This window comes from Pseudomonas sp. 01L34 (assembly GCF_056400265.1).
In genome coordinates, this window is sequence record NZ_JBFTSX010000001.1 from 503,396 (window position 1) to 522,699 (window position 19,304).

Below are 19,304 nucleotides of genomic sequence, written 5' to 3' on the forward strand. Positions count from 1 at the left end.
TCGACCCGTGTGCGGACAGTTAATTGGAACCTTGCCAAGTGAGGCGAGGCTTAATACCTCAGGAAAAACCAATGAAGATGGCGAAGAGCCCGGCCACCGCACCGTTATTCAAGGCACTGGGCGACTATAAGAGCATCTTGATCAGCGTCGGCTGCTTTACCGCATTGATCAACGTTCTGATGTTGGTCCCGTCGATTTATATGCTCCAGGTTTATGACCGGGTGCTGTCGTCGCAAAACGAAACCACACTGGCGATGTTGTCGCTGATGGTGGTCGGGTTCTTCGCCTTCATCGGGTTGCTGGAGACCGTGCGCAGTTTCATCGTCATCCGTATCGGCAGCCAACTGGAGCGCCGTTTCAACCTGCGGGTGTATCAGGCTGCTTTCGAACGCAACCTGTTCAAGGGTGAGGGCAACGCCGGGCAATCCCTGGGCGACTTGACCCATATTCGCCAGTTTGTCACCGGTCCGGCGCTGTTTGCCTTCTTCGATGCGCCATGGTTTCCGGTCTATCTGTTTGTGATTTTCCTGTTTAACGTCTGGCTCGGCGTATTGGCCACCGCAGGGGCGGTGCTGCTGATCGGGCTGGCCTGCCTCAACGAGGCCATGACCAAAAAGCCTTTGGGCGAAGCGGCAGGGTTTTCCCAGAAATCCAGCCAACTGGCCACCAGTCATCTGCATAACGCCGAAACCATTCAAGCCATGGGCATGCTTGGTGCATTGCGCAAGCGCTGGTTCGGGGTGCACTCGCGTTTTCTCGGCCTGCAGAATCAGGCCAGCGATACCGGCGCGGTCATCAGTTCCTTGAGCAAAACCCTGCGCCTGTGCCTGCAATCCCTGGTCTTGGGGTTGGGCGCCTTGCTGGTGATCAAGGGCGACATGACCGCCGGGATGATGATCGCCGGCTCCATTTTGATGGGCCGGGTGCTGAGCCCCATCGATCAGTTGATTGCCGTGTGGAAACAGTGGAGCGGCGCCAAACTCGCGTACCGCCGCCTCGACGCCTTGCTGCAAGCCTTTCCTGCGAGTGACGAGGCCATGGCGCTGCCGGCGCCGAAAGGCCAGATCACGTTCGAGCAAGTCAGCGCCGGCCCGCCGGGGCAGCGGGCAGCGACCTTGCACATGGTCAATTTCAACCTCGGCGCCGGCGAAGTGCTGGGCGTGCTCGGGGCTTCCGGCTCCGGTAAGTCGACCCTGGCACGGGTGCTGGTCGGCGTCTGGCCGACGCTGGGCGGCACGGTGCGCCTCGATGGCGCGGACATTCATCGCTGGAACCGCGACGACCTCGGCCCTTACATCGGCTATCTGCCTCAGGACATCGAATTGTTCAGCGGCAGCATCGCCGAAAACATCGCCCGATTCCGTGAGGCAGACCCGCAAAAAGTCGTCGAAGCCGCGCAACAGGCTGGCGTCCATGAATTGATTCTGCGCATGCCCCAGGGCTACGACACCGTGCTCGGCGAAGACGGCAGCGGTTTGTCCGGTGGCCAGAAGCAACGGGTGGCCCTGGCTCGTGCGTTGTACGGCCATCCGAGCCTGGTGGTACTGGATGAACCGAACTCCAACCTCGATACCGTCGGCGAAGCGGCACTGGCCGGCGCCATCGCACACATGAAGGCCCGGGGCACCAGCGTGATTCTGGTCACCCATCGTTCTTCGGCCCTGGCCCAGGCCGACAAGTTGCTGGTGCTCAATGAAGGTCGCTTGCAAGCCTTCGGCCCAAGCCAGGACGTGCTCAAGGCGCTTGCCGGCAACCCGTCGGCTTCCCAGGAACAGGCACGTGAAAAAGCCGCGCAGGCACCGGGCGGGCTCAGCATGAGCCGGCAGTATCAGCCCACGACCAGGAATTCGGGTGTATGAGCAGCACACGCATGAACAACGACAGCGAAGCGACGATGGAACACGATTACATTGCCGAACGCCCTGAGCGCGATGCCCGTTTCTTCGCCCGCATGGGTTGGATTCTGGCGATTGTCGGCGCCGGCAGTTTTTTCACTTGGGCGAGCCTCGCGCCACTCGATCAAGGCATCCCGGTGCAGGGCACCGTGGTGGTCTCGGGCAAGCGCAAGGCCGTGCAATCGATGAGCAATGGCGTGATCAGCCAGATTCTGGTGCGTGAAGGCCAAGTGGTGAAACAAGGCCAGCCGCTGTTCCGCCTCGACCAGACTCAGGTCGCGGCCGACGTGCAATCGCTGCAAGCGCAATACCGCATGGCGTGGGCCAGCCTGGCGCGCTGGCAGAGTGAACGGGACAACCTCAAGCAGGTGAATTTCCCCGCTGAACTGAGCAACGATCCCGATCCGCGCCTGGCGCTGGTGCTTGAAGGCCAACGGCAATTGTTCAGCAGCCGCCGCGAAGCGTTTTCCCGTGAGCAAGCCGCTTTGCGCGCGAACATCGAAGGCGCCAGCGCGCAACTGGCCGGCATGCGCCGCGCGCGCACGGACCTGACAGCCCAGGCCAGTTCCCTGCAACAACAGTTGAGCAATCTGCAGCCCTTGGCAGACAACGGCTACATCCCGCGCAACCGCTTGATGGAGTACCAGCGTCAGCTGTCGCAAGTGCAGCAACAACTGGCAGAGAACACCGGCGAAAGCGGCCGGGTGGAGCAGGGCATCCTCGAGTCCCGACTGAAGCTGCAACAGCACAGTGAGGAATACCAGAAGGAAGTCCGCAGCCAACTGGCCGACGCGCAGCTCAAAAGCGTGACCCTGGAAGAGCAGCTGACTTCCGCCGGCTTCGACCTGCAACACAGCGAAATCGTCGCCACCGCCGATGGCATTGCGGTCAACCTTGGGGTTCATACCGAAGGCGCGGTAGTACGCCAGGGCGAAAACCTGCTGGAGATTGTCCCGCAAGGCACCAGCCTGGAAGTGGAAGGGCACTTGCCGATCAACTTGATCGACAAGGTCGGCACGCACTTGCCGGTGGACATTCTGTTCACCGCGTTCAACCAGAGCCGCACCCCGCGAGTGCCGGGCGAAGTCAGCCTGATCTCCGCCGACCAAATGGTCGATGAGAAAACCGGTGCGCCGTATTACGTGCTGCGCAGCAGCGTCAGCGATCAGGCGATGGAAAAACTCAACGGCCTGGTGATCAAGCCTGGCATGCCGGCAGAAATGTTCGTGCGCACCGGTGAGCGTTCACTCCTCAACTATCTGTTCAAACCGCTGCTCGACCGGGCAGGCTCCGCGTTGACTGAGGAATAAGGATGTTCGGTTGTATGAATAAGCTTTCCCTGCTCGCAGCGACCCTGGCGTTGCTGACGTGCAACAGCGCAATGGCCATGGGGCCGTTCGACATCTACGAGCAAGCGTTACGCAATGATCCGGTGTTCCTCGGTGCCATCAAGGAGCGCGATGCCGGCCTCGAAAACCGCGCCATTGGCCGCGCCGGGCTGTTGCCGAGGCTGGGTTACAACTACAACAAGGGGCGTAACTCCTCCAAGGCCACCAATCTGAATGCCCGCGGTAACAGCCAGAGTGAAGATCGCAACTACAGCAGTTACGGCTCGACCCTGACCCTGCAACAGCCGTTGCTCGATTACGAGGCTTACGCTGCGTATCGCAAAGGCGTGGCGCAATCGCTGTTCGCCGATGAAAACTTCCGTGGCAAGAGCCAGGAACTGCTGGTTCGCGTGCTGGAGAATTACACCAAGGCGCTGTTCGCCCAGGACCAGATCGACATCGCGCGCGCGAAGAAAAAAGCCTTCGAGGAGCAGTTCCAGCAGAACGAGCAGATGTTCCGCCAAGGGGAAGGCACGCGCACCGACATCCTCGAAGCCGAGTCACGTTACGAGCTGGCGACCGCCGAGGAAATCGAGGCGCGGGACGAACAGGATGCGGCTCTGCGGGAACTGGGCGCCCTGGTGGGTGTAGCCGCCATCGACATTGGCGACCTGACGCCACTGGATCAGAACTTCCAGACCTTCACCCTGCAACCGGCCAACTACGACACCTGGCACGAGATGGCGGTGGCCAATAACCCGAACCTGGCTTCCCAGCGCCAGGCGGTGGAAGTGGCGCGCTATGAAGTCGAACGCAACCGCGCCGGGCACCTGCCGAAAGTCAGCGCCTACGCCTCGATGCGCCAGAACGAATCGGAAAGCGGCAACACCTACAACCAGCGCTACGACACCAACACCATCGGTATTGAAGTCAATATGCCGCTGTACGCCGGTGGCGGCGTCTCGGCCTCGACCCGGCAGGCCAGCCGCAACATGGAACAGGCTGAGTACGAGCTGGACGGCAAGACCCGGGAAACCTTGATCCAGCTGCGCCGCCAGTTCAGCGCCTGCCTGTCGGGGGTCAACAAGTTGCGCGCTTATCAGAAGGCCCTGACCTCGGCCGAAGCGCTGGTGGTCTCGACCAAACAAAGCATTCTGGGCGGCGAACGGGTCAACCTCGACGCATTGAATGCCGAACAACAACTATTTACCACCCGCCGGGATCTGGCGCAGGCACGCTACGACTACCTGATGGCCTGGACCAAGTTGCATTACTACGCCGGCACCTTGAACGAACAGGACTTGGCCAAGGTGGATGAGGCGTTCGGCCAGGGCACGAGGGCACAGTAGCCGTTAGAAAACAGTGTGGCGAGGGAGCTTGCTCCCGCTGGGCTGCGAAGCAGACCCAATGGCGGGTGCTGCGCAACCGAACGGGAGCAAGCTCCCTCGCCACAGAATCACCGCAACACGTCGCCCCTGGGACCGGGGCCTAGAACTCTAAAAACGCCAAGAAAGCGAGATTTCATGCACATGGACGTACAGATCAAGCCGATGTCGGTCGGCACACTGCTGCTCTTGATTTCATCAGCGCCGGGTTCGGCCCAGGCGCAGTACCTGGAAACCGGCACCCTCGGTGACCCGGCCAGTTGGCGTTCGGCGGAGTTCCAGCGCGATTGGGGCCTGGGGCGGATGCAGGCCGATCAAGCCTATGCCGCCGGCATCACCGGCAAAGGCGTGAAAATCGGCGCGCTGGATTCCGGTTTCGATTCCAGTCATCCCGAATTCGCCGCCGACCGTTATCACGCGGTGACGACCAACGGCAGCTATGTCGATGGCTCGGCGTTCAACGTCGACGGCACGCTTAACGCCAACAACGACTCCCACGGCACCCACGTCACCGGCACCATGGGCGCTTCCCGGGATGGCAGCGGCACGCACGGTGTGGCGTTCAACGCGCAAATCTACGTCGGCAACACCAACAAGAACGACAGTTTCCTGTTCGGTCCCAACCCCGACCCGCGCTACTTCACAGCTGGACCTGAGCGGCAGCCTCGGTTGGCAGCACAACCTGAGCAACACCGATTCCGAAGAACACCTGGTGTTTGCCAGCGGTGGCGCACCGTTCGCGGTGCAGAGCTCGCCGCTGGTTCGTGATGCGGCGCTGGTGGGCGCCCATGCCAGCCTGGTCTTGAGTCGGGATATTCGGTTGAACCTCGATTACACCGGCCAACTGGCCAGCCGCGAGAAGAGCCATGGAGTAGGGCTGAGTCTCAATTGGCAGTTTTAGTCGCAGGACAAGACACGCCTTTGAAGGCCCAAGGATCTTTGCAACACAACTAAGGACGGTAGCTTGATGGATAACAAGTACAACAAACTTGCCTTGCTCTGTGCACTGGCAACCCTGGGCACCGCACACGCGGCACCCTACGTGGAAAACGGCAGGGTCGGTAACCCGAACAGTTGGCGCAGCGCGGAGTTCAACGCCGATTGGGGTCTGGGGGCGATCAACGCTCAGGAGGCCTATGCGGCTGGTTACACCGGCAAAGGGGTGAAACTGGGGATCTTCGATCAGCCGGTCTACGCCTTGCACCCGGAGTTTTCCGGGGTCAACAAGGTAATAACCCTGGTCACCAGCGGCATCCGCGAGTACACCGACCCATACATTCCGGTGAAAGCCGGGGACGCCTTTCTCTATGACGGTTCGCCTTCAGTAGGTTCCAACGGCAAACTCGGCGCCCACGGCACCCACGTTGGCGGGATCGCCGCGGGCAGTCGCGATGGCGGACCGATGCACGGCGTCGCCTTTGGCGCGCAAATCATCAGCGCTGACAACGGCGACCCAGGCCCGGAAGACGGCATCATCCGTGGCAACGACGGCGCGGTGTACAAGGCCGGTTGGGACGCCCTGATCGCCAGCGGCGCGCGGATCATCAACAACAGCTGGGGCATCGGCATCACCGACCGCTTCGATCTCGGCGGCCGGGACCCGGCGTACCCGCACTTCACCGTGCAGGACGCGCAGCTGCAATTCAACGAAATCCAGACCTTGCTCGGGACCAAACCCGGCGGTGCCTACGACGGCGCCATTGCGGCGGCCCGCAGCGGCATCATCACGATCTTCGCCGCCGGCAACGATTACAACCTCAACAACCCGGACGCTATCGCCGGCCTCGGTTACTTCGTCCCCCAGATCGCGCCGAACTGGATGACCGTCGCCGCGTTGCAGAAGAACCCGGACATCAACAGCCCCGACCTCTACACCATCAGCACCTTCTCGTCGCGCTGCGGCTACACCGCGAGTTTCTGCGTGTCGGCACCGGGCAGCCGCATCTATAGCTCGATCATCAGTGGCACCAATGCCGATAACCTGACCACCGGCTACGCCAACTACAACGGCACCTCGATGGCGGCGCCGCACGTTGCCGGCTCGGTGGCAGTGTTGATGGAACGCTTCCCGTACATGACCGGCGCGCAAGTTGCCAGCGTGCTGCGCACCACCGCCACCGACCTCGGCGCACCCGGCGTCGACGCACTGTACGGCTGGGGCATGATCAACCTGCGCAAAGGCATCGATGGCCCGGCGATGTTCGTCACCGAGCAGGACATTCCCGAGGAGTTCCGCATCAACGGCGCCTACGGCTCCAGCCAGTTTGTCGCGGACTTGCCGGGTATCGGCGCGATCATCGACGCTGGCAAACCCACCGAGCGTGTGTGCAATGACGTGCATTGCGGGCTCGACTATTGGCGTAACGACATTTCCGGCCATGGCGGCCTGACCAAGCAGGGCATCGGCACGCTGGTGCTGACCGGCGCCAACACCTACACCGGCCCGACCCTGGTCAATCAGGGCCGATTGGCGATCAACGGTTCGCTGCTGTCGGCCGTCACCGTCAACAACAGCGGCATCCTTGGCGGTAACGGCAGCATCGCGGCACTGACCGCGAAAAGCGGCGGTACTGTAGCCCCCGGCAATTCCATCGGCACCTTGCAGGTGGCGGGCGACGTGACCTTCGAACCTGGTTCGACCTACGCCGTAGAACTGTCGCCCACCAGCAGCGACCGGATCATCGCCGGCGGCAAGGCGATCATTGACGGCGCAACGGTCAGCCTGTCGCTGGAAAACAGCCCGACGCTGCTGACCACCGGCGAGGCGAAAACCCTGCTCGGCAATCAGTACAACATCCTGCAAGCGGCCGGCGGAATCGAAGGGCGCTTCGGAGCAGTGCTGCCGGATTACCTGTTTATCGGTGGCACCCTCGACTACGCGGCCAACGGCATTCAACTGGCCGTCGAGCGTAATGCGACGTCCTTCACCAGCGTTGGCCAAACCCCGAACCAACGCGCCGTGGCCGCTGCCGCCGAGCAACTGGGCGCAGGCAATCCGCTGTACGAAACCCTGCTGCTGTCGCCGACCGCCGCTGTCGCGCAACAGGCGTTCCAGCAGCTGTCTGGCGAGATTCATCCGGCGATCGGCACGCTGCTGATCAACGACAGCCACTACCTGCGCGATGCCGTCGGCGAACGTTTGCGCGAGCATGATCTGTTCGACGCCGGCGCACCGACCGATGACCGCAGCAATGCCTGGCTCAAAGTGCTCGGCGCCTGGGGCAAGAGCGATGGCGGGCATGACAACGCCAGTTCCAACAGCTCCATCGGCGGGTTGCTGGCCGGTGTCGATGGCTTGATCACTGAAGATACGCGCTTGGGTTTCGTCACTGGTTACAGCGACAGCTCATTGAGCATGGGCGATGGCACGCACTCTTCAGCTTCCGTCGACAGCTATCACTTGGGCGCCTACCTGGGCCATGAGATCGACGCGCTGCGCCTGAGTGTCGGCGGCGCTTACAGCTGGCATCGCATCGACGTCAAACGCGACCTGCAATTCGGTGACGTCAGCGGCAAGCAGAAATCCAAACGCGATGCGACCACCGCGCAACTGTTCACCGAAGCAGCCTATCGCCTGGACCTGCAACCGCTGGCACTGGAGCCGTTCGCCAACCTGGCCTACGTGCATTTGAACAGCGACAGCTTCAGCGAAAAAGGTGATGCCGCCGCACTCAAGGGCGGCGAAAACAACCGCGATGCGGTGCTCTCGACCCTCGGTCTGCGGGCGAGCAAAGCCATTGCGCTGTCCGACCAGCATCAGTTGGAACTGTCCGGCACGCTCGGCTGGCAGCACAACCTGAGCAGCACCCGTTCCGAAGACCACCTGGCCTTCGTCAACGGCAACACCGCGTTCAGCGTGCAAAGCGTGTCGATGGACCGCGATGCCGCGGTGGTCGGCGCCCGTGCCGGACTGGCGCTGGGCCGCGATACCCGTTTGAACCTGGATTACAACGGGCTGCTCGGCTCCCGGGAAAAAGACCACGGTGTGGGCCTGACCCTGGACTGGCAGTTCTGATTTGACGCAAAGGAAGCCACAACATGGGACTGTTTGATTACAAAAATGCCGGCAGTGCGGCCGGCAAGGCGTTGTACTCCGACGCGATCGCGCTGACGCTCTACGCGTACACGCCCACCGGCCAGCCACTGCCAGCGACCGCTTGGGCGCCGATTGGCGCGGCAGCCCTGGGCTATCAGGGCAAGGTGGGGCCTCAAGGCACCTTCTATGGCGAGAAGGACGGTTTCACCAGCGCCGAAGCCGAAATCCTCGGTAAATACGACGGGGCAGGGCAGCTGATCGGCCTCGGCATTGCGTTCCGTGGCACTGGCGGCCTGGGCTACAGCGACACCTTCGGCGACATGAAAAACAACCTGCTGGCCGCGGTCGGACCGGCGGATTACGCGAGCAACTACGCGAAAAACGCCTTCGATACCTTGCTCAAAAGCGTCGCCGCGTTTGCCATCGCCCACGGCCTGAGCGCCAAGGACGTGCTGGTCAGCGGGCACAGTCTCGGTGGGCTGGGGGTCAACAGCCTGGCGGAGTTGAGCGGCAACAACTGGGGTGGTTTCTTCAAGGACGCCAACTACATCGCCTTTGCCTCGCCGACCCAAAGCGCCACCGGCAACAACGTGCTGAACATCGGTTACGAGAACGACCCGGTGTTTCGCGTGCTCGACGGCACCACTTTCAGCAGTGGCTCGCTGGGCAAGCACGACGGTCATCAGGATTCGGCGACCAACAACATCGTCAACTTCAATGACCAGTACGCGTCCACCGCGCAGAACCTGGTGCCGTTCAGCATCCTCAACCCGCTGAACTGGTCGGCCCATGGCTCGTTGGGCTATGCCGACGGCTTGAACCGGGTGATCGACTCGCGCTTCTACGACCTCACCGACAAGGACTCGACGCTGATCGTGTCCAACCTGTCGGAGTCGTCCCGAGGCACCACCTGGGTCGAGGACCTGGGCCGCAGCGGCGAGCCCCACACCGGCAGCACGTTCATCATCGGCACCGACAGTAATGACTGGCTCAAGGGCGGCGCCGGCAATGACTTCATCGAAGGTCGAGACGGTAACGACCGGTTCCGCGATGACGGCGGCTACAACCTGCTGCTGGGCGGCAAGGGCAGCAACACCTTCGAGCTGCAGAAGCCGTTGCAGAACTTCAGCTTTGCCCATGACGGCGACGGCACCCTGTACGTGCGCGATGCCTACGGCGGCATCAGCATGACCCGCGACATTGGCGTGCTGGTGAGCAAGGAGTCGAGTTCGTGGTGGGGCAGCAAGGAGGTGACCTACAACGTCACCGCCAATGGCTTGCTCAATGGTACGGAACTGACCCACTACAACCATTCGCTCAACGGCGATGCCTTCAGCAACACGCTGGTGGCCAGCGTCGACGGTGACTGGCTGTTCGGCAATGCCGGCGACGACCTGCTGCGCAGCGATAAAAGCCATGTGACCTTCGTCGGCGGCACGGGCAATGACGTGATGCATGCCTCGGGAGGCGGCAACACCTTTTTGTTCAGCGGCGCCTTCGGCTTTGACGCGATCAATGGCTACCAGGGCAGCGACAAACTGGTGTTCATCGGCGTCCAGGGCGCGGGGCAGGGCTATGACTACACCCAGCACGCTTCACAGGCCGGCAACGACACGATGCTGAAGATTGGCGATTACGCCGTGACGCTGGTGGGGGTGGGACTGGATAACCTGTCGGCTTCGGGAATTACGTTTGCGTAAAGGCGGCATGCACTAGAGGCTCCGGGGCGCCTCGTGATCGAGGCGTCCTGGCTGTGAGCTATCTCTGACAATTCCAACAAAGAGAGAGGCAATAGCAATGGGTGTGTATGACTACAAGAACTTCGGCGCAGCAGACTCCAAGGCGTTGTTCAGCGACGCCATGGCGATCATGCTGTATTCCTATCACAACCTCGACAACGGTTTCGCCACCGGTTACCAGCAAAACGGTTTCGGCCTGGGCTTGCCGGCCACCCTCGTGACCGCGCTGATCGGCGGCACCGACTCCCAGGGCGTGATTCCCGGCATTCCCTGGAACCCCGATTCGGAAAAGGCCGCGCTCGACGCTGTGCAAAAGGCCGGCTGGACCCCGATCACGGCCACACAACTGGGCTATGACGGCAAGACCGACGCTCGCGGAACCTTCTTCGGCGAGAAGGCCGGTTACACCAGCGCGCAAGTGGAGATCCTCGGCAAGTACGACGCCCAGGGTCATCTCACGGAAATCGGCATTGCCTTTCGTGGCACCAGCGGCCCAAGGGAAATCCAGATCGGCGATTCCATCGGTGATGTGATCAACGATCTGCTGGCGGCGCTCGGCCCCAAGGATTACGCAAAAAACTATGCGGGCGAAGCCTTCGGCAATTTGCTCGGCAAAGTCGCGGCGTTTGGCCAGGCCAATGGCCTTGCGGGCAAGGACGTGCTGGTTAGCGGCCACAGCCTCGGCGGGTTGGCGGTCAACAGCCTGGCGGACTTGAGCAGCGAAAAATGGTCCGGGTTCTATCAGGATTCCAACTACATCGCCTACGCCTCACCGACCCAAAGCAGCAGCGACAAAGTGCTGAACATCGGTTATGAAAATGACCCGGTGTTCCGCGCGCTCGATGGCTCGTCGTTCAACCTGGCTTCGGTGGGCGTGCACGATGCTCCCAAGGATTCAGCGACCGATAACATCGTCAGCTTCAACGACCATTACGCCTCGACGGCGTGGAATGTGTTGCCGTATTCCATCACCAACATCGCCACCTGGATTTCACACTTGCCCACCGGTTACGGCGACGGCATGACCCGGGTGCTGGAGTCCAAGTTCTACGACCTGACCAGCAAGGACTCGACGATCATCGTCGCCAACCTCTCGGACCCGGCGCGAGCCAACACCTGGGTCCAGGACTTGAACCGCAACGCCGAAACCCACAAAGGCAGCACCTTCATCATCGGCAGCGACGGCAATGACCTGATCCAGGGCGGCAAGGGCAACGACTACATCGAAGGCCGCGACGGTAACGACACCTTCCGCGACAGTGGTGGCTACAACATCCTGTTGGGCGGCAAGGGCAGCAACGTGCTGGACCTGCAACAGTCGGTGAAGAACTTCGTCTTCGCCAATGACGGTGTCGGCAACCTGTACGTGCGCGACGCCAATGGCGGCATCAGCATCACCCGCGACATCGGTAGCATCGTCACCAAGGAGCCGGGGTTTCTCTGGGGCGTGTTCAAGGATGACGTGACCCACAGCGTCACCGCCAATGGCCTCACCGTCGGCAGCAACCTGACCCAGTACGCCTCGAGCGTGAAGGGCACCACCGGCACCGACACTCTCAAGGCCCATGCAACGGGCGACTGGTTGTTTGGCCTGGACGGCAACGACCACTTGATCGGCAGCGCCGGCAACGATGTGTTTGTCGGCGGGGCGGGTAATGACCTGATCGAGTCGGGCGGCGGGATTGATACTTTCCTGTTCAGCGGCGCGTTTGGCCAGGACCGGGTGGTGGGTTATCAGGCCAACGACAAACTGGTGTTCCTCGGGGTTCAGGGCGTTGCGCCAAACGACGACTTCCGCGCCCATGCCACGGCGGTGGGGCAGGATACGCTGCTGACGTTTGGCAGTGATTCGGTGACCCTGGTAGGCGTTGGGCTGGACAGTTTGTCCAGCAGCGGCATTGTGATCGCCTGAGGGTAATGGGGCGCCGGTAAGGGCCTCTTCGCAAGCAAGCTTCGCTCCTACATTGGAATCCATTTCCCCTGTAGGAGCGAGGCTTGCCCGCGAAGAACGATAACGCGGTAATCCTGCCTGTCCCCGTGACTCACTGGCCACTCCCGGACTCGAATACCTGCCTCAACAGCAACTGGCCCTAAAGCATCAGTCCATCCACGCGTTATCCTTATGACGCCGGTGCTGCATGCCGCCATTGAGTACAGGAGATTTAGTAACGTGAGTAACAGCAAGAGGTACACCTTCGGTCTGGCGCTGGCCTTGTTATCGGCCGCCGCCGCCGCAGAACTGCCTCAGAGCTCGATTCTGACCCGTTACGGGGTCACCTCCGATCAACTGCCCAAACCGGCAGCCACCGAAACCGCCAAGCCCGTCGAAGAAAAAAGCCGCTTCCAGCTCCAGTCGGAACAGCCCTGGGTGACGTTGCGCCTGGGCGATGGCAAACAACCAGAGAAGACTGGCAATATCAGCATCGACCGTTCGATGCAGCAGGAACTGGAACGCTGCCAGCGCATGCAGGAACAACTGATCCGGCGTGGCGGGCAATACATTTCCTGCGATAACAGTATTCCGGGCACCCACTAAACACCGAGCGACCGTTATGGCATCGGCGTTCAATAACCCTGCGCGCGATCGATCTCGCCGAGCATCGGCTCACCCCGTTGATGCCGGCGGATGTTCTCCAGCAACACCCCGAACGCGCTTTCCGGCTGGGTCATCGCCGCGATGTGTGGCGTCAGCAGAATCTGCGGGTGGTGCCAGAACGGATGATCCTCCTGTGCCGGTTCCTGCTGCAGCACATCAAGTACCGCGCCGCTCAAATGCCCGCTGCCCAGCGCTTCCAGCAGATCCTCTTCGATCAAATGCCCACCACGGCCCATGTTGATCAGCGCCGCGCCCTTGGGCAGTTGCTCAAACAGGTTGCGATCAAGAATGCCCTGGGTCTGTTCGGTCAGCGGCAACACACACAACAGAATGTCGCACTGGCTGAGGAACGCCGACAGTTGCGCGTTGCCGGCATAGCAATCGACCCCCGGAATGTGATGGGCACTGCGCGCCCAGCCAGACAAGGCAAAGCCCAGCGGTTGCAAGGTCGCCAGAATCTGCTGCGCCTGGGCACCGAGCCCCATGACCCCGACCCGACGTTTGGCCGCCGGTTGCAGCAAGTGCGCCTGCCAGCAGCGGGCCATTTGTTGCTGGCGGTAGCGCAGCATGTCGCGGTGCAGGCTGAGTACGGCAAAAGTCGCGTATTCGCACATGCCACGGGTGATGCCCGGATCCAGCAGACGCACCACCGGCAAGCTCGCCGGCAAGCGACCGAGGTCGAGTTGATCGACGCCGGCGGACAAGGCAAACAGCACTTGCAGATTCGGCAGCACAACGTCGAGATCGTCAGGTGCCTGCCACGCGGCCAGGTATTGAATGTCCTTCGGGTCGCCGATGTCCGGCCAGGCGCGCCATTCAATATCCGGGGCGTGTTCGGCAAACAGCGCTTGCCACTGTTTGCCGCGCACAGGGTCAGCTTTATACAGCAGGGCCATGGGCATTTCCTGAAAGGTGAAGGGGCTGCCCATCATCGCGCAATACCAGCGCAGGATCTGTCGAAAGCAGCGGCTTTAACGGGTTGTGTGATCTTGTATCGACCCGGCATCGGCAGATTCGGCGGGCTGAAGGAATCTGCCGTTTGGCGGGGTGAAAACAGTCGATCCGAATTTCTCAGGGGGCAAGTTCGGCGTAGTTCGTTTCGCGCAACCCTTAACCTGAACACCATCGCAACCACTTCCCGGTTGCCGGACTCACGATGGGAAATGCCATGAATAGCAAAGTCGACGAAACCCCTCATTTGCTCCGTCAGCGCGATCAATTCGTGCCACGTGGCCTGGTTACCGCGCATCCGTTGGTGATCGATCGGGCCCTGGGTTCAGAATTGTGGGACGTGGACGGCAAGCGCTACCTGGACTTTGTCGGCGGTATCGGTGTGCTTAACATCGGTCACAACCACCCGAAGGTGGTCGCGGCGGTGCAGGCGCAGTTGCAAAAAATCTCCCACGTCTGTTTTCAGGTGGTGGCCTATAAGCCTTATCTCGACCTGGCCCAGCGCCTGTGCGAAATGATCGGCGGCCAGGACGCTTATAAAGCAGCGTTCTTCACCTCCGGCGCCGAAGCGGTGGAAAACGCGGTGAAGATTGCCCGCGCCCACACCAACCGCTCGGCGGTGATCGCCTTTCGTGGCGGGTTCCATGGCCGGACCTTGCTCGGCACCACGCTGACCGGCATGAGCCAGCCGTATAAACAGAACTTCGGGCCGTTCGCGCCGGAGGTCTTCCACACCCCGTATCCGAATGCCTATCGCGGTGTCACCAGCGACATGGCGCTCAAGGCGCTGGACGAGTTGTTGGCGACCCAAGTGACGCCTGAGCGGGTCGCGGCGATCATCATCGAACCGGTGCAGGGCGATGGCGGTTTCCTTGCGGCACCGGCGGAGTTTCTTCAGGCCCTGCGTGCCCTGACTGAAAAGCACGGCATCGTGCTGATCCTCGATGAGATCCAGACCGGTTTCGGGCGTACCGGCAAATGGTTCGGTTTCCAGCACGCCGGGATTCAGCCGGATCTGGTCACCGTGGCCAAGAGTCTGGCCGGCGGTTTGCCGCTGTCCGGTGTGGTCGGTAAAGCCGAGATCATGGACGCGCCATTGCCCGGCGGCCTCGGCGGTACTTACGGCGGCAACGCGCTGTCGTGCGCGGCGGCGCTGGCGGTGATCGAGGCCTACGAGCAAGAGCAGTTGCTGGCCTGTGGCGACGCGTTGGGCGAGCGTCTGCGTCAGGGACTGTTGCGCTTGCAGGCCCGTTACCCGCGGATCGGCGACGTGCGCGGCAGCGGCTTCATGCTGGCGATCGAGCTGATCAAGGATGACGAGGCGCGCACCCCGGATGCCGACCTCAACCAACGACTGATCGACGAAGCCCGGGCCGGTGGCTTGTTGGTAATCAAGTGCGGCGTGCAACGCAACGTGTTGCGCTTCCTCGCGCCACTGGTGACCAGCGAAGCACAGATCGATGAAGCGTTGCAGATTCTCGACGCGGCACTGGCACGAGTCTTGAACTGAGCTCACGCCAGCTCACGGGCGCTGCCACACGGCATCGCCCGTGAGCATTTATGGAGCATGGATTGATGGAATGCATCATCGGAGGCTTTACACACCATGGGGCTGACTGATTATCGAGCGTTGCTGATCGATTGCGATGAGGTGCTGGTGGATCGCGATTCCGGAGTCTGGGCGGCGTTGCAGCCGCTGCTCGACAGCCGTGGCGGTCACCCGGACAAGGCACAGGTGCTGGCCGAATTCAGCGAGGTGGTGCGGGCGCTGTACCCGCGTTTCGGCGAGTTGGGCTTCAGTGGTTTGCTGTGTTTCGCCCACCGTCAATTGGCCGAGCGCTGGGCGTTGAAAGCCAGTTGGGAGGAGGGCATGAGCTTCGCCCGGTCCGTCGTCGGCTGGTCGTTGTTCGAGGATGCACCCGGCGCCATGCTGTACTTGCGCAAGTTCTATCGCCTGCTGGTGCATGGCGACCGTGACGCCGAAGATCGCGGCCTGCTGTGCGAACGCCTGGGGATCATGCCCGACGATTTTATTTCCTTGGCAAGCGACCCATTGCAGGACCATGACTGGCTGGCGGCCAATGACCTTGATGCCAACACCATCCTCCAGGTAACCCGGCCTGGCGCCCGGCAACCGGGGGCGGGGGCGGTCTGCCTGATCTGTCGCGGCCGGGCCAGACAACCGTCGCCGTGCGCGGCGGATTACTGCATTAACAGCATGGCGGATCTGGTGGCTCAGCATCAGCTGTCTTTACGGCGCTGATTTTGCTAGAAGATTGTCTTACAAACGGCAGTCAAGAGGTACGCAATGGAAGGTTTAGTAAAACTGGACCGAATCGACATCAGCATCCTGGTTGAGCTGCAAAAGGACGGGCGCATGACCAACGTCAGCCTGGCCGATGCCGTGGGCTTGTCGGCCAGCCCCTGCCTGCAACGGGTCAAGCGGCTGGAGTCGGCCGGGTATATTTCCAGCTACAAGGCTCACCTGAACCTGGCCAAGATCACCGACTCGGTCACGGTGTTCACCGAGATCACCTTGAGCGACCACAAGCGCGAAGACTTCGCCAAGTTCGAGTCCAATATCCGTCTGGTCGACGAAGTGCTCGAATGCCACCTGATCAGCGGTGGCTACGATTACCTGGTGCGCTTCATGACACGCAGCATCCAGCATTATCAGGAAGTGGTCGAAAGCCTGCTGGACAAGAACATCGGCATCTCCAAGTATTTCAGCTACATCGTCATCAAGTCGCCCGTACTGAAGGACGGCGTGCCGCTGCGCAAATTGTTGCGGCACTGAAGCTGACTCCACATCCCCCCATTCCCTTGCAGCCTGCCGCGCCTTCGAAAGAGGCGCGCGACGGGCTCTGTGTAGCAGCCGCCGAGCAGCGCGAGGTGGCGTTCGGCTGCGTAGCAGTCGTAAACCCTGAATGCACGGTGTACCTGACGGATCGCAGTGACTGATTTTGCGGCTGCTTCGCCGCCGAACGCCGCCTCGCGCTGCTCGACAGCTGCTACGGAGAATTCGGTTTGGGCATGCACCTCAATCGGACATCGGGGCCGCACAACCGCTTCAACACGCTTCATGCTGGCGCAGGCCGTATAAACCGCTGTTTACGCGGCGAAAACAGTCTTCGTTTGCGTTACGGGCGATGAATTCGGAACAAAGCGCAAAATCGCCTGCGTTGTAATGCGTTCAGAGAGAGGGGCAGGTCGTGGCACGGTTTCAGTTCAACACTGTCGTTCTATCGAAAGGAAGGTCAGGTACCCTTGCCGCGGGCGCCGTCGCAGCTGCCGGCATCGGAAGTTGCCAGGCTGAAGAAACAGGGCTGAGCCAGCGGTAGTCCACAGACCAAGACATGAGTGACTGATATGACCCTATCTACAAGCGTGGCAGGGCAGGCGGGAAGTGTTTCCCCTGCGCTGGCCACCAGCGTTGCCAAAACCAACACCCGGATGTTGGCCATCGATGCCTTGCGCGGCTTCGTCATGCTGTTGATGCTCATCGACCATGTGCGCGAAACCTTTCTGCTGCACCGTCAGGTCACCGACCCGATCGATGCGCTGAGCGTGACCCCGGACCTGTTCTTCACCCGCCTGCTGAGCACCCTTTGCGCCCCGGTGTTCATCTTCCTCACCGGGTTGTCGGCCTGGCTCTACAGCCAGAAACACACGGCCAGTGAAACCTCGGTGTTCCTGCTCAAGCGCGGGCTGTTCCTGGTATTTCTGGAGCTCACATTCGTGTGCTTTGCCTGGAACGCCGAGTTCCCGCCCAAGACGCTGTGGCTGCAAGTGATCTGGTGCATCGGCATCTGCATGATCGTGCTCGCCGGGTTGCTGCACTTCAAGCGCGGCTGGCTGATCGTACTCGGGGTGGCGATCGTCGCCGGGCACAACCTGCTCGATGGCGTGACCGTGGGGCCGGAGTCGCCGTTCTTCGTGCCGTGGTCGATCCTGCATCAGCGCGTATTCATCGACATCACCGAGTTCACCCGGGCTCGCACCACGTACCCGGTGTTGCCGTGGATCGGCGTAATCCTGCTGGGCTGGGCCATCGGGCCGTGGTTCGGCAAGGACATGGACCCGGCAGAGCGGATTTCCCGCTTGCTCAAAGTCGGCTTCGGCCTGCTGGCGGCGTTTGTGTTCATCCGCTATCTGAACGTTTACGGCGAGAAACCCTGGGTGCAGACCGGTGATTCGCTGCGCACCTTCATGAGTTTCATGAGCGCGAAGAAGTACCCGCCGTCACTGATGTTCCTGATGCCGACCCTCGGCCTGGGGCTGATCCTTCTGGCGCTGTTCGAGAAGGCCCAGAATCGCTGGTCCACCGCGACCCTGGCGGTCTACGGTGGTGCGCCGATGTTCTTCTACTTGTTGCACCTGTATGTGCTCAAGGCCATGTACCTGGTGGCCGTTGCCATCTGGGGCGCCAATCAGGGCACCTATTACGGCTTCGATAACCTGCCCATGGTCTGGCTGTGGAGCGTGATTCTCGGGGTGCTGCTGTTCTTCCCGACGCGCTGGTTCGCCAACCTCAAGCAGCGCCGTCGCGACATCGCGATTCTCAAATACCTCTGATTCAAAGATCTTGCTGAATTCAGCACAAATACCTGTGGGAGCGGCGATACGGCGCTCCCACAGTTCCCTATTTGACGGCATACACCTTGCGCACATACCGCGTACTGCTCCAGGCGCACGGTGCGCCTTGCGGCACGAACACGGTGTCACCGGGGTTGACCGTTACGCTGGTTCCATCCGGCGCCTGCAAAGTCACGCTGCCTTCGAGCAGGTGCATCAGCTCGTTGAGTTTGTGCGCTCGGCCATGGCGGGTGTAAGGCGTCGAATCCCACACGCCTACACGCAGATCAGTGGCGTCATCTTCGAAGGCATTGCGCGAGCGACACTGCGGCGTAGGCCCGATCAGTATCTGCGGTTCCGGTGCCGCCGAAGGGGACAGCATCGCCAGCGGGTCGAGCGCTGTCAGCCCCGGTTTCTTTTCGGCGCTGGGGCTGGTGACGGCGCAGAAGGCCCAGCACGTATCGGGTTGTGCCTCAAACCTGAGCGCTGTGCCGCGACCGATCACCGCGCTGGCACCGATGCCCAGTTCCAGCACCTGTTCCCCGGATTGCAGCACGACGTGCCCGGCATGGACCACGATCACTTCAGTGTGCGGGAAGTGCTCGAAATCGACGGTTTTGCTGGTGTGAACAAGGCCCGCCGAGACGCCGTCGGACCCAATGTAGGCGATCTGACGACCGTCCATGAACGGATCGATGGAACTCAAGGGCGCTGCCTTGAAAGACGTAGAAACGCGGCTGCCGTCGGCGCGGGCCAACAGCACAATGGTGGGTTGAGACATGCGGGTGACGCTCCCTGC

At 61.5% G+C, this 19,304-nt stretch carries 13 protein-coding genes and 2 pseudogenes; 13 read left to right on the forward strand and 2 right to left on the reverse strand.

Annotation, left to right across the window (positions count from 1 at the left end):
• Nucleotides 1-71 precede the first annotated feature (71 nt).
• The 9 genes and pseudogenes from AC1DQM_RS02205 to AC1DQM_RS02245 all read left to right on the forward strand — a co-directional run bounded on the left by AC1DQM_RS02205 (nt 72) and on the right by AC1DQM_RS02245 (nt 12,919).
• A complete protein-coding gene (locus tag AC1DQM_RS02205) occupies nt 72-1,859 on the forward strand; it encodes a type I secretion system permease/ATPase (protein ID WP_477745788.1) in 1,788 nt (595 codons plus the stop codon).
• Nucleotides 1,856-3,205 (forward strand): HlyD family type I secretion periplasmic adaptor subunit, encoded by a 1,350-nt coding sequence (locus AC1DQM_RS02210; RefSeq protein ID WP_019649882.1) that lies wholly within the window; start codon nt 1,856-1,858, stop codon nt 3,203-3,205. The genes AC1DQM_RS02205 and AC1DQM_RS02210 overlap by 4 nt, the downstream gene beginning before the upstream one ends.
• A gap of 2 nt (nt 3,206-3,207) precedes the next feature.
• The gene (locus tag AC1DQM_RS02215) at nt 3,208-4,572 is read left to right on the forward strand and encodes a TolC family outer membrane protein (protein WP_477745789.1); all 1,365 of its coding nucleotides are present in this window, start codon (nt 3,208-3,210) and stop codon (nt 4,570-4,572) included.
• 180 nt (nt 4,573-4,752) lie between these two features.
• Nucleotides 4,753-5,256 (forward strand): annotated as a pseudogene (locus AC1DQM_RS02220) (S8 family serine peptidase); the annotation flags it as partial.
• Nucleotides 5,252-5,509, forward strand: a pseudogene (locus AC1DQM_RS02225) (autotransporter domain-containing protein); the annotation flags it as partial. The pseudogenes AC1DQM_RS02220 and AC1DQM_RS02225, both read left to right, overlap by 5 nt.
• Nucleotides 5,510-5,575: 66 nt before the next feature.
• Nucleotides 5,576-8,623: an autotransporter domain-containing protein gene (locus AC1DQM_RS02230; protein ID WP_477745790.1), complete on the forward strand. Its 3,048-nt coding sequence runs from the start codon at nt 5,576-5,578 to the stop codon at nt 8,621-8,623.
• A gap of 23 nt (nt 8,624-8,646) precedes the next feature.
• Nucleotides 8,647-10,344, forward strand: coding sequence for a polyurethane esterase (locus AC1DQM_RS02235; protein WP_477745791.1), 1,698 nt, complete (start codon nt 8,647-8,649; stop codon nt 10,342-10,344).
• A gap of 97 nt (nt 10,345-10,441) precedes the next feature.
• On the forward strand, nt 10,442-12,295 hold the full coding sequence (locus AC1DQM_RS02240; RefSeq protein ID WP_477745792.1) for a polyurethane esterase: 1,854 nt from the start codon (nt 10,442-10,444) through the stop codon (nt 12,293-12,295).
• 258 nt (nt 12,296-12,553) lie between these two features.
• Nucleotides 12,554-12,919 (forward strand): hypothetical protein, encoded by a 366-nt coding sequence (locus AC1DQM_RS02245; protein WP_477745793.1) that lies wholly within the window; start codon nt 12,554-12,556, stop codon nt 12,917-12,919.
• Nucleotides 12,920-12,948: 29 nt separating this feature from the next.
• Here the strand turns inward: AC1DQM_RS02245 and AC1DQM_RS02250 are convergent, their stop codons facing one another.
• Nucleotides 12,949-13,875, reverse strand: coding sequence for a 2-hydroxyacid dehydrogenase (locus AC1DQM_RS02250; RefSeq protein ID WP_477745794.1), 927 nt, complete (start codon nt 13,873-13,875; stop codon nt 12,949-12,951).
• 272 nt (nt 13,876-14,147) lie between these two features.
• On the opposite strand from AC1DQM_RS02250, the gene gabT reads away from it, so the two are divergent.
• From gabT to AC1DQM_RS02270, 4 genes are all read left to right on the forward strand, one after another.
• On the forward strand, nt 14,148-15,440 hold the full coding sequence (gabT, locus tag AC1DQM_RS02255; protein ID WP_477745795.1) for a 4-aminobutyrate--2-oxoglutarate transaminase: 1,293 nt from the start codon (nt 14,148-14,150) through the stop codon (nt 15,438-15,440).
• Between the two features lie 96 nt (nt 15,441-15,536).
• A complete protein-coding gene (locus AC1DQM_RS02260) occupies nt 15,537-16,193 on the forward strand; it encodes an HAD family hydrolase (RefSeq protein WP_064617999.1) in 657 nt (218 codons plus the stop codon).
• Nucleotides 16,194-16,238: 45 nt separating this feature from the next.
• On the forward strand, nt 16,239-16,727 hold the full coding sequence (locus AC1DQM_RS02265) for an Lrp/AsnC family transcriptional regulator (RefSeq protein WP_003174918.1): 489 nt from the start codon (nt 16,239-16,241) through the stop codon (nt 16,725-16,727).
• Nucleotides 16,728-17,299: 572 nt separating this feature from the next.
• Nucleotides 17,300-18,505 (forward strand): acetyltransferase domain-containing protein, encoded by a 1,206-nt coding sequence (locus AC1DQM_RS02270; protein ID WP_192350547.1) that lies wholly within the window; start codon nt 17,300-17,302, stop codon nt 18,503-18,505.
• A gap of 67 nt (nt 18,506-18,572) precedes the next feature.
• Here AC1DQM_RS02270 and AC1DQM_RS02275 read toward each other — a convergent pair whose 3' ends face one another.
• A complete protein-coding gene (locus AC1DQM_RS02275) occupies nt 18,573-19,286 on the reverse strand; it encodes a cupin domain-containing protein (protein ID WP_477745796.1) in 714 nt (237 codons plus the stop codon).
• Nucleotides 19,287-19,304 lie beyond the last annotated feature (18 nt).